Source organism: Amycolatopsis sp. NBRC 101858, from assembly GCF_030269325.1.
GTDB lineage: Bacteria > Actinomycetota > Actinomycetes > Mycobacteriales > Pseudonocardiaceae > Amycolatopsis > Amycolatopsis ponsaeliensis.
In genome coordinates this window covers 575846-587506 of the sequence record NZ_BSTD01000001.1, presented here as the reverse complement: position 1 = coordinate 587506, position 11661 = coordinate 575846, and the positions used below count along the sequence as shown (strand labels likewise).

The 11661-nt window shown below is 69.2% G+C and carries 11 protein-coding genes and 1 pseudogene; all 12 read left to right on the top strand.

Translation table 11 applies throughout. The features are described 5' to 3' along the window. The first annotated feature begins 109 nt into the window (after nt 1-109). Nucleotides 110-1639: a DUF6801 domain-containing protein gene (locus QSK39_RS02685; RefSeq protein WP_285476068.1), complete on the top strand. Its 1530-nt coding sequence runs from the start codon at nt 110-112 to the stop codon at nt 1637-1639. Between the two features lie 110 nt (nt 1640-1749). Next, nucleotides 1750-2478 carry a hypothetical protein gene (locus QSK39_RS02680; RefSeq protein WP_285476067.1) on the top strand — a complete coding sequence of 243 codons (729 nt, stop codon included), beginning with the start codon at nt 1750-1752 and terminating at the stop codon, nt 2476-2478. Next, nucleotides 2475-3260: an MlaE family ABC transporter permease gene (locus QSK39_RS02675; protein WP_285476066.1), complete on the top strand. Its 786-nt coding sequence runs from the start codon at nt 2475-2477 to the stop codon at nt 3258-3260. Before QSK39_RS02680 ends, QSK39_RS02675 begins: the two co-directional genes overlap by 4 nt. Further along, nucleotides 3261-4076, top strand: a complete 816-nt coding sequence (locus tag QSK39_RS02670; RefSeq protein WP_285476065.1) for an MlaE family ABC transporter permease — start codon at nt 3261-3263, stop codon at nt 4074-4076. Next, complete coding sequence (locus QSK39_RS02665) at nt 4073-5272, top strand: MCE family protein (RefSeq protein ID WP_285476064.1); 1200 nt, start codon at nt 4073-4075, stop codon at nt 5270-5272. Before QSK39_RS02670 ends, QSK39_RS02665 begins: the two co-directional genes overlap by 4 nt. Continuing rightward, nucleotides 5269-6286 (top strand): annotated as a pseudogene (locus tag QSK39_RS02660) (MCE family protein). The gene QSK39_RS02665 and the pseudogene QSK39_RS02660 overlap by 4 nt, the downstream one beginning before the upstream one ends. Next, nucleotides 6283-7293, top strand: a complete 1011-nt coding sequence (locus tag QSK39_RS02655) for an MCE family protein (RefSeq protein WP_285476063.1) — start codon at nt 6283-6285, stop codon at nt 7291-7293. Before QSK39_RS02660 ends, QSK39_RS02655 begins: the two are co-directional and overlap by 4 nt. Continuing rightward, entirely contained in the window at nt 7293-8291 is a 999-nt protein-coding gene (locus QSK39_RS02650; RefSeq protein ID WP_285476062.1) for an MCE family protein, read from the top strand. The genes QSK39_RS02655 and QSK39_RS02650 overlap by 1 nt, the downstream gene beginning before the upstream one ends. Continuing rightward, nucleotides 8288-9259, top strand: a complete 972-nt coding sequence (locus QSK39_RS02645) for an MCE family protein (protein WP_285476061.1) — start codon at nt 8288-8290, stop codon at nt 9257-9259. Before QSK39_RS02650 ends, QSK39_RS02645 begins: the two co-directional genes overlap by 4 nt. Next, complete coding sequence (locus QSK39_RS02640) at nt 9259-10365, top strand: MlaD family protein (protein WP_285476060.1); 1107 nt, start codon at nt 9259-9261, stop codon at nt 10363-10365. The genes QSK39_RS02645 and QSK39_RS02640 overlap by 1 nt, the downstream gene beginning before the upstream one ends. Next, nucleotides 10362-10859 carry an Rv1363c family protein gene (locus QSK39_RS02635; RefSeq protein WP_285476059.1) on the top strand — a complete coding sequence of 166 codons (498 nt, stop codon included), beginning with the start codon at nt 10362-10364 and terminating at the stop codon, nt 10857-10859. The genes QSK39_RS02640 and QSK39_RS02635 overlap by 4 nt, the downstream gene beginning before the upstream one ends. Next, nucleotides 10856-11440 (top strand): hypothetical protein, encoded by a 585-nt coding sequence (locus QSK39_RS02630; protein WP_285476058.1) that lies wholly within the window; start codon nt 10856-10858, stop codon nt 11438-11440. Before QSK39_RS02635 ends, QSK39_RS02630 begins: the two co-directional genes overlap by 4 nt. The last annotated feature ends 221 nt before the right edge of the window (nt 11441-11661 follow it).

Below are 11661 nucleotides of genomic sequence, written 5' to 3'. Positions count from 1 at the left end.
CGAAGGGGGCGATCCCCTGCACGTGACAAAGAATTCGGGTCTGCTTGTTAACCCGGTTTTACGGAGGTACTTTTCGCTGAAATTCCCCCATTCCCCGAGGTGACGCGCCGTGAAGTTTCCGTGGAAGTCGAGAAAGCCCGCCTACGGCCTTGCGGTCGCGACCGTCGCGGGCATCGCGGCGACCGTCGCGCTGGTCGGGGCGGGGCCGACCCAGGCCGCACCGGTGAGCCTGACGCTGAACTACAACTGCCCGTTCCCGTTGATCGGCGACCAGGTCCTGGCGGTCAAGATCGACACGAACCTGCCGGACGACGCCGTCGCGGGCTCGTCGTCGACGCCGATCACGTTCGACGTCGACGTCACCGTGCCGGAGACCGCGACCGAGGGCCTGGCGCTGGTCGGCTCCACGTCACTGGACGGGTCGGCGAAGGCCGCGGCCCAGCTCAAGTACCCGGTCGACAAGACGCTGAACTTGAACCTGCCCCTGACGATCGCGTCGACGCCGGTGCCGCCGTCGGGCGCGTTCCACGTCAAGAGCAGCGGCAAGGCACCGGCGGTGACGTTCCCGAGCCCGGGCACCGCGTCGGTGACGGTCGGGAACTTCAGCACCACGATGACCCCGCGCACCGCGGACGGCCAGCCGACCGACCTCGGCACGTTCACCTCGGACTGCGTCGCCGTCCCGGGCCAGAACCAGCTGCTGGGCACGTTCGAGGTCAAGCCGGCGGGCGGCACGACGACGCCGACCACGCCGACGACCCCGACCACACCCACCACGCCGTCGACACCCACCACGCCGACGACGGAGCCCACCACTCCCACGACCGAGCCCACGACTCCGACCACGGAGCCGACGACCCCGACGACGGAGCCCACGACTCCGACCACGGAGCCGACGACTCCCACCACAGAGCCGACGACCCCGACGACCGAGCCCACGACTCCCACCACGGAACCGACGACCCCGACCACCGAGCCGACAACACCCACGACCGAGCCCACCACTCCCACGACGGAGCCGACCACCCCGACCACGGAGCCCACGACCCCGACCACGGAACCGACGACGCCGACCACCGAGCCCACGACACCCACCACGGAGCCGACGACCCAGCCGACCACGCCCCCGGGCGGCATCGACGTCAAGTACTCGGTCAAGGGCAAGTCGACCCTCAAGCAGCTGCACGCCACGCTGCCGCTCGGCCCGGGCAGCCTCGACGCCAAGCTCGACGCGGCGTCCGGCAAGTTCGGCGCCCGGCTCGCGCTGCCGAAGTCCGATGTGGACTTCCGCGTGCTCGGCTTCATCCCGGCGTCCGCGACGGTGAAGCTCGTCCAGGTCGGCGCGATCGACGGCACGCTCACCGGCGGGGCGGTCAAGGCGAACGCGCAGGTGGACGTCCAGCTCACCAAGGTCCGCGTGTTCGGGTTCCCGATCCTGTCGTCGACCTCCTGCCACACCGTGAAGCCGGCCGACGTCCCGCTCGCCTCGGCGGCCGGGTTCGACCCGCTCAAGGGCGGCAAGCTGACCGCGACGTACGGCATCCCGCAGTTCACCGGCTGCGGGTTCCTCACCGGCCTGATCACCGCCATCACCTCCGGCCCCGGCAACAAGCTGGAGGTCACGCTCACCAAGAAGTGAAGTCGTGGCGCGGAAACGCAGACCCGCGTGACAAGAATACGAAAACCCTTGTGTGGCAACGAGAACCGTCAGTAGCGTCGGAAAGGATCGCCTTCGATGAGGAAGTCCGCATGTCGCTGCTGACCCGGTTCTCGCTGCCACTCGTGCTGGTGCTGATCGCGTTCTCGCTGGGTGCGGCGGAAGCCGCGCCCGGCGAGAACGCCGTCCCGGCACAGGCCGCGGCGACGCAAATTCCGTTCGGCTTCACCCTCGGGGACGCCCAGCAGCCGACCACGAGCCACGTCGCCAAGCTCGGCTCCGACATCGCCTTCCCGCCGGGTACCTTCGACGGCGCACTGGGCGGCCTCACGAACACCGTGCCCATCACCGGAAAGCTGAGCATCCCGCCGGCCGACGGGTACTTCGTGGCGTTCCGGTTCATGGCCACCACCGGCCGGGTCGAGATCATCCCGGACGGCGACGCCACCGGAACGGCGACGGTCCACACGGGCAAGGACAAGGACTGCAAGGCCACGCAGACGAACATCTGCGCCGACACGGACGTGACCGCGAAGGTGTTCATCAAGCTCTCGGACGCCAAAGTGGACGGTAAGACCCTCGACGTCGGGCCGGACTGCCGGACGGCCCAGCCCGCCGCGGTGACGATCAAGGCGCTGGTGCCGATCTCGCTGCCGGCTCCGCCGGTGAAGGTGACCTCCACGTTCACCGCGCCCCCGTTCGCCGGGTGCACCGGGCACGAGGACTTGAGCCGGTTGCTCACCGGACTCGTTTCCGGGCCGGGCAACACGTTCGTCTCGAACCTGACCTTGCGGTGCTTCAGCACCGGGTGCAAGGCATGACGATCCAGGTGCAGAAACGGGCCGCGAACGGCCTGCGCGAGTTCGGCCGCATGTGCGCGATGGGCCTCGACATCATCCTCGCGATGGTCCGCCGGCCGTACCAGGTGCGCGAGTTCGTCCAGCAGTTCTGGTTCATCGCCAGCGTGTCCATCGCACCGGCGATCCTCGTCTCGATCCCGTTCGGCGCGGTCATCTCCCTGCAGCTCGGCTCGCTCACCAGCCAGATCGGCGCCCAGCAGTTCAACGGCGCCGCGAGCGTCCTGGCCGTCGTGCAGCAGGCGAGCCCGATCGTGACGACGCTGATCATCGCCGGCGCAGGCGGCAGCGCGATCTGCGCCGATCTCGGCGCGCGCAGCATCCGCGAGGAGATCGACGCGATGGAGGTGCTCGGCGTCTCGGCGATCCAGCGCCTGGTCGTGCCGCGGGTGCAGGCCGCCGTCTGCGCGTCCGTGCTGCTCAACGGCCTGGTCAGCGTGGTCGGCGTGCTCGGCGGCTACTTCTTCAACGTCATCATCCAGGGCGGCACGCCGGGCGCCTACCTGGCCAGCTTCAACGCCCTCGCACAGCTGCCGGACCTTGTCGTCAGCTCGGTGAAGGCCGTGATCTTCGGCTACCTCGCCGGGGTCGTCGCGTCCTATCGCGGCCTGAACCCCAAGGGCGGGCCGAAGGGCGTGGGCGACGTCGTCAACCAGTCCGTCGTCATCACGTTCCTGCTGCTGTTCTTCGTCAACACCGTGCTCACCGCCCTGTACCTGCAACTCGTTCCGGCGAAGGGGACCTGAGTGGCCATCCTCGGCAAACCCGGCGACCGGCTGTTCGACCTCGGCGACCAGCTGCTGTTCTACGTCCGCGCGCTCGCCGCCGTCCCCCTCGCGGTGACCCGCTACTTCCGCGAGGTCGTCCGGCTGCTGGCCGAGGTGACGTTCGGCAGCGGTGCGCTCGCCGTGATCGGCGGCACGATCGGCGTGATGGTCGGGCTGTGCGTGTTCACCGGTGTCACCGTCGGGCTGCAGGGCTTCAGCGCGTTGAACCAGATCAACATCTCCGCGATGACGGGGTTCCTCACCGCGTACTTCAACACCCGTGAGATCGCGCCGCTCGTCGCCGGGCTCGCGCTTTCGTCCACTGTGGGCAGTGGGTTCACCGCGCAGCTGGGTGCGATGCGGATCTCCGAGGAGATCGACGCGCTCGAGGTGATGGCCGTGCGGAGCATGCCGTACCTGGTCACCACCCGGATCATCGCCGGGTTCATCGCGATCGTCCCGCTCTACGTCATCGGACTGCTGATCTCCTACCTCGGCTCCCGGGTGACGACGGTTGTCTTCTTCGGACAGTCCGGTGGCACCTACGACCACTACTTCACGCTGTTCCTGCCGCCGGGTGACGTGCTCTGGTCGTTCGGCAAGGTGCTCGTCTTCAGCGTCGGCGTGATTTTGACGCACTGTTTCTACGGGTATCGCGCCAGTGGTGGCCCGGCCGGGGTCGGCGTGGCGGTGGGCCGGGCCGTGCGGACGTCGATCGTGCTGATCAGCGTGCTCGACCTCTTCCTGTCGCTGGCCATCTGGGGCGCGACGACCACGGTGAAGGTGTCGGGATGAGCCGGTTCGGCACGCAGCTCGCCGGGGTCGCGTTCCTCGGCGTGCTCGTCCTGCTCGGCTACCTCGCGGTCGCCATCTACGACAAGGACTTCGACGACTCCGAAGTGGTGACGCTGCGAGCGGATCGCGTCGGCAACCAGCTCGCGCCGACCGCCGAGGTGAAGGTCAAGGGCGTGCCGTTCGGCGAGGTCCGGGCGGTGCGCAGCACGCGCACCGGCGCCGAGATCGACCTCGCGCTCGACCCGGCGAAGATCGGGACGCTGCCCGAGAACGTCTCCGCGCGGCTCCTGCCGAAGACGGTGTTCGGCGAGCGGTACGTCAACCTCGTCCTGCCGGACCGTCCACAAGGGAAGCTCGGCGCGGGGGACGTCATCGCGCAGGACCACTCGTCGAGTGCGATCGAGCTGGAACGCGTCCTCGGCGACCTGCTGCCGCTGCTACGGGCGGTCCAGCCGCAGAAGCTGAACAGCTCGCTCGGCGCGATCTCCCAGGCCCTCGACCACCGCGGCCAGCCGATCGGCGACAGCATCGTCAAGCTGCAGGACCTGCTGGCCCAGGTGAACCCGCTGATGCCGCAGTTCAAGGCGGACATCACCGGGCTCGCGAACGCGGCCGACGTCTACACGGGTGCCGCGCCGGACATCCTGCAGGCGCTGACCGACCTTTCGACGACCGCGAAGACCATTGTGGACACCCGCGCGGACCTCGACAACCTCTACTCGAGCGTCACCAGCGCGACCGGGCACCTGAACGACTTCCTGCGGAAGAACAAGGACAACATCATCGGCGTCTCGGTGGAGAGCCGCCCGTCGCTGGAGCTGCTTTCCCGGTACTCGCCGGAGTTCCCGTGTCTGTTCGACGCAGTCAACCGGCTCAAGCCGCTGATGGAGAAGGCGCTCGGCAAGGGCACGAACGAGCCGGGCCTGCACGTGACGCTCACCGTGCAGGACCCGCGCGAGAAGTACGTGCCCGGGCGCGACACCCCGCGGTTCGACGCCACCGGCGGGCCGAAGTGCTACGGCGGTGGCGGCGCGGCGGCCTCGGGCGCCACCGACGGCGACCTCGGCCCGGCGAACTCGCCGGGTGAGCGGCAGCTCGTCGCCGAAATCCTGAGGCCCACGCTGGGCGATGTGCCGGACTGGAGCAGTGTCCTGATCGGACCCGCGCTGCGCGGGACGGAGGTGACCGTCCGATGAGGAGCGTCGCCGGGCCCGCGATCAAAGGCCTGATCTTCTTCCTGGTCACCGCGGCCGCCACCGGGATCCTCGCGATCACCATCGCCAACTCGAGCGTCGGCGCCACTATCGGCTACACGGCCCGGTTCACCGACGCGACGTCGGTCAACCCCGGCGACGAGGTCCGCATGGCCGGCGTCCGGATCGGCCAGGTCGACGAGGTGCACGTCGTCGAACACCGGCTGGCCGACGTCGCGTTCTCCGTCGACCGAACGCACCGGCTGACGGCCTCGGCCTCGATCACCATCCGCTACCGCAACCTCGTCGGGCAGCGGTACCTCTCGGTCGACCCGGGCGCCACCGACACTTCGCCGACGCTCGCCGAAGGCGCACAGATCCCCCTGGAACGGACCAAAGCCGGCGCTCGACCTCACCGCGTTGTTCAACGGCTTCAAACCGCTCTTCCAGGCGCTGTCGCCGAACGACGTCAACCAGCTGTCGTTCGAAATCATCCAGGTCCTGCAAGGCGAGGGAAGCACGATCGAAAGCCTGTTGCAGCACACGGCGTCGCTGACATCCACATTGGCCGGAAAGGATGCCGTGATCGGGCAGGTGATCGGCAACCTCAACACCGTGCTCGACACCGTCAACGCCCAGGGCGACCAGTTCGACGCGCTCGTCGACACGACCGCGCAGCTGGTCACCGGCCTGGCCGCGGACGCCAAGCCGATCGGCCAGGCGATCGGCGGGCTCGGCGAGCTGACCACCGCCACCGCCGGGCTGCTGGAGCAAGGACGGCAGCCGCTCAAGGACAGCATCACCGCGCTCGGCGACCTCTCGAAGAACCTGGCCGACAACACCCCGGTGTTCCAGCAGTTCCTCGACAACCTGCCGAAGAAGCTCGACCGCATCGGCACGCTCTTCTCCTACGGCTCGTGGGCGAACTTCTACCTCTGCTCGGTCGAGACCGACGCGAAGCCCGCGCCGGGCGGACAAGTTCCAGGCATCCCCGTGACCGCTGAGAGGTGCCGGTGAAACCGCCCCGGATCAAGCCGTTCCGCAGCCGCAACCCGATCGTCGTCGGCGCGGTGACCGCGCTCGTCATGGCGCTGGCCGGCACTGCGACGTTCTTCTCCGACGACCTGCCGCTCATCGGCGGCGGCACGACCTACCGGGCCGAATTCCACGAGGCCGCCGGGCTCAAGCCGAACGACGAGGTCCGCGTCGCCGGGGTGAAGGTCGGCGAGGTCACCGACGTGCGGCTGGCCGGCGACCACGTCGAGGTGCTGTTCCGGGTCAAGGACACCTGGATCGGCAACCGGACCACGGCGGCGATCAAGATCAAGACCCTCCTCGGCCAGAAGAACCTCGTGCTCGACCCGGTCGGCAACGCCGAGCTGAACCCGGACCAGCCCATCCCGCCCGAGCGGACCAGTTCGCCCTACGACGTCACCGAGGTGTTCAACGACCTGGCGAGCACGGTCGGGGCGATCGACACGAACCAGCTCGCGCAGGCGTTCCGCGTCCTGTCCGACACGCTCGGCGCGTCGGCGCCGCAGGACGTGCGCACCGCGTTCGACGGCATCGCCGCCTTGTCGCAAACGCTTGCGTCCCGTGACGACGAGCTGGTCAAGCTGTTCCAGAACACCAACCAGGTGTCCAAGACGCTCGGCGAGCGGTCCGACCAGATCCAGGCGCTGATCCGCGACGGCAACACCCTGCTCACCGAGCTGAACGCCCGCAAGGACGCGATCGCGTCGCTGTTCAGCGGCGTCAAGAACCTCTCGATCCAGCTGCGCGGGCTCGTCGCGGACAACCAGAAGACCCTCGGCCCGGCGCTCGACCAGCTCGACCGCGTCGCCACCGTGCTGCAGCAGAACCAGGGGAAGCTCGAGGACAGCCTGCGTCTCGCCGGCCCGTTCTACCGGCTGCTCGGCAACGCCGTCGGCAACGGCCGGTGGATCGACACCTACATCTGCGGGCTCATCCCCACCGGCACCACGCCGGGCAGCTGCCTGCCGCCCAAGAACGGGGGACGCTGATGGCACACCAGCTCATCGACCTCGGAGCCCAGGCTCGCCGTCGCGGCCGGCTCCAGGCGCTCACGCTCGGCGTCGTGCTCGCGCTGGTGGTCTCGGCGGTGTGGCCGCTCGCGACCGCCCCGGCCGAACGCACGCTGACCGCGTACTTCGCCGCCGCCGTCGGGGTGTACCCGAACTCGGACGTCCGCGTCCTCGGCGTCGCCATCGGCTCGGTGTCCAAAGTGGAGCCGAACGGAACCGACGTCAAGGTGACCATGACGCTGCATCCGGATGTCCGGCTGCCCGCGGACGCCGGGGCCGTCGTCATCACGCCGAGCCTCGTCGCCGACCGGTACGTACAGATCACGCCCGTCTACCGGGGTGGGCCGCAGCTGGCCGACGGTGCATCGATCCCGCGCGAACGCACGGCCACCCCGGTCGAGGTCGACGACCTGCTGCACAGCCTCAACCAGCTCATGACGGCGCTCGGCCCGCAGGGTGCCAACAAGGACGGCGCGGTCAGCGAGGTGCTGACCAAGTCGGCCGAGTACCTGGACGGCAACGGGCAGACCATCGGCACGGCGATCAAGAACCTCGGCGAGTTCGCCCGCGCGGCGAGCGATTCGAAGGACGACCTGTTCGGATCCGTCGACAACATCAGCAAGTTCACCGCGATGCTCGCCGCCAACGACGGCCAGGTGAAGCAGGCCATCTCGCAGATCGCGTCGCTCAGCAAGGTCCTGGCCGACCAGCGCGACCAGTTCTCCGGCGCGCTGACCGAGCTGACCCAGGCGTTGGGCGTCGTGCAGGGGTTCATCAAGGACAACCGCGGCAAGGTGCAGTCCGATGTGGACAAGCTCGCCGACGTCACGAAGGTGCTGGTGGACCAAAAGGATTCGCTCGCCGAAGCTCTCCAAGCCGCCCCGAACGCCCTGACGAACCTGCTGGGTGCCTACGACAAGGCCAACGGGACCATCGACGGCCGCGGCAACCTCCTCGAGTTCCCGGAGCCGAAATGAAGTCCCTGGTCAAGGTCGCCGCGGTCGTGACGCTCGCGCTGGTCACCACCGGCTGCGGGCGCGGGGTCAGCGTCTACGACATCCCGCTCCCCGGCGGCGCCGCGCTCGGCGACCACCCGATCCACGTCACCGCGAGCTTCACGAACGTCCTCGACCTGGTGCCGCAGTCCGGGGTCAAGGTCAACGACGTGCCGGTCGGCCAGGTCGTCAAGGTCGAACTGGCGCGGGACGGGCACAGCGCGCTCGTCGACCTGCTGGTCAACGGTGACGTCGACCTGCCGGGCAACGCCGTCGCGCGGCTGCGGCAGGCCAGCATCCTCGGCGAGAAGTTCGTCGAGCTGGCCCCGCCGGACGACGCGACGCCGTCGGGCCGGCTCCTCGACGGCGCGGCGATCCCGCTGGACCGGTCCACTTTGACACCCGAGATCGAAGAGGTCTTCGGCGCGTTGTCGCTGCTGCTCAACGGGGGCGGGGTCGCGCAGATCCAGAACATCAGCCACCAGCTCAACGAAGCCCTCGGCGGCCGCGAAACCGCGGCGCGCAGCCTGCTGTCCAGTTTGGACGAGTTCGTGCGCGGGCTCGACGAACACCGCACCGAGATCACGCGGGCCATCGAGAGTGTCAACAAGCTGGCGGAGACGCTCAACGCGCACACCGACCAGATCACCACGACGCTCAACGGCCTGACACCCGGCATCGGCGTCCTCAACCAGCAACGGGAAGCGCTGGTCGGGATGCTCAAGTCCCTGGACGGCCTGACTTCGGTGGCCGTCGACACGGTGAACAAGAGCAAGGACGACCTCGTCGCCGACCTCAAGGCCCTCGAACCGCTGCTGCGGCGACTCGCCGACTCCGGCGACAAGCTGCCGAAGGCGATGGAGATGATCTTCACCTTCCCGTTCCCGGACGCCGCGCTCGATGCGATCCGCGGCGATTACCTCAACGGGTTCCTCAAGGTGGGCCACTGATGCTGACCCGGTTCGTGCGCGTCCAGGTGACCCTGTTCGTCGTCATCGCCGTGCTCGGCGTCGCCTACGTCGGGGCCACCTACGCGGGCCTCGACAAGGTGTTCTTCGACCGCGGGTACACCGTGAAAGCGCAGTTCCCGACCGGCGGTGGCATCTTCACCAACGCCGAGGTCACGTACCGCGGGGTGCCGATCGGCCGCGTCGGCGAGCTGCGGCTGACCCCGGCCGGGATGGAGGCGGACCTCGAGATCGACGCCGGCACCGCGCCGGTCCCGGTCGACACCGAAGCCGTCGTCGCCGACCGGTCGGCCATCGGCGAGCAGTACGTCGACCTGCGGCCGCGTACCGACGGCGGGCCGAAGCTGCGGGACGGGTCGGTGATCACCCAAGCCGACACGAAGATCCCGCTGCCGGTCGACGTCGTCTTGTCGACAGTGGACTCGTTCGCGAACTCGGTCCCGCAGCCGGCGCTGCGCACGGTCGTCGACGAGCTGTACAACGCGACGTCCGACGCCGGCCCGGCGCTCGACCAGCTCGTCGGCCGCGGCATCGAGTTCGTGCAGGCGGCGAGCGCGCACGTGGCGCCGCTGACGCGGTTCGTCACCGACGCGCACGTCGTGCTCGACACCCAGGTGCAGCAGGCCGACGCGATCCGCAGCTTCGGTGCCAACGCGAAGCTCCTGGCCTCGACGTTGAAGCAGGCCGACGGAGACCTGCGCACGCTCATCCCGGCGGTGCCCGCGGCGGCGAACGAGGTCGGCGCGTTGATCCGAGATTCCGGACCGCAGCTGGGCGTGTTGCTCGCCAACTTGCTGACCACCGCGGACGTCCTCGAAGCGCGGCAGGACGGGCTGCGGCAGCTGCTGATCACCGCACCGGAGGCGGTCGCCGCGGGGAGCGCGGTCGTCCGGCCGGACGGCGCGCACTTCGGGCTGTCGCTGACCTTCTTCGACCCGCCACCGTGCACCAGCGGGTATCCGACGCCGTATCACGACGGCCTCGACACGGCGACCCGTCCGCTGAACACGGCCGCGCGGTGTGCGCTGCCGAAGGGCGACCCGACGAACGTGCGGGGTTCGCAGAACGCACCGGGAGGACGGCCGTGAGGATCTTCGCGTGGGTGGCCGCGGTCTTGGCGACTGTGGCGGCCGGGTGGTCGGGGTTCACGTGGTGGCAGGCGGCGCACGACGACGGCGTCGCGCGGGCGGTCGTCCGGGAGGACGCGCTGCAGGCGGGCCGGACCGCCGTCACCGGACTGACCACTTTGGACTACCGGCAGGCAGCGCCGGGGTACCAGCACTGGCTGGACCTTTCCGGGGGCGCGCTGCACGACGAGCTGGCCGCCGACCGCCAGGGCAGTCTCGACCGGATCGCGCAGGCGAAGACCGTCACCACCGGCAAGGTGACCGACGCGGCGGTGACCGAAGTGGACACCGGCGCGGGCACAGCGAAGCTGATCGCGTCGGTCGAGCTGGTGGTGGCGCCCGCAGGCGGCGACGCCGTGACGAAACGCAACCGGTTCCAGGCCGACCTGACGCGCGGGCCCGAAGGCTGGCGGGTCACCGGGCTGGGCCAGGTCCCGACGGGGGAGGCGCCATGACCACGCCGACGAAGAAGCGCGCGGTGAAGGTCGCCGGCCGGCACCACGACCCGGCACCCGAGCCCGAGACGCCGGTCGGGGAACCTCGCCGCCGGCCGCCGTGGGTGCTCGCCGCAGTGGCGGTCGTGATGGCGGTGCTGGCCGGGTGGTGCACGCTCGAAGCGAAGAGCACGAACGCCGTCGTCGCGCACAACACCGCGCTTTCCGATGTCGCCGGTACCGCGGACGCCGGGAAACAGATCAGCGCCGCGCTCGGCACGCTGTTCTCCTACCGCTACGACGACCCGGGCAGGAACGAACAGGCGGCGAAGGAACTCCTCACCGGCCCCGCGCTCGCGCAGTACGGGCAGCTCTTCGGGGAGGTCCGGAAGCTCGCGGCCGACCAGAAACTCGTGGTCACGTCGACCGCGGTCGCGTCCGGGGTGAAGCTCCTCGACGGCGACCGCGCGGCGCTGCTGGTGTTCCTCGACCAGACCGGAACCCGAGGCGACGGGCAGCACAGCACCGGCGCCGCTCAGCTGAGCGTCACGGCCGAGCGTGTGGACGGGAAGTGGCGGGTCACCGGGATGTCCGCCGCGTGACTGTCACGCTGACAACAGGCGTTGCCCGTGACGCAGTGAACGGAGTGACAAAGTATTTCCGCGCATTCCCGGTTCGTTGACAGGGATTCAACGGGGGAAATACGGTGAATCACCGGTCCGCCGCGAGAAATGCGCGAGGAATCCATGCTCACGAGTGCTGAACGGCTGTCTGCTTCGGACCCGAGTGGATACGCAGTACCGGCCGTCGATATCGTCGATGA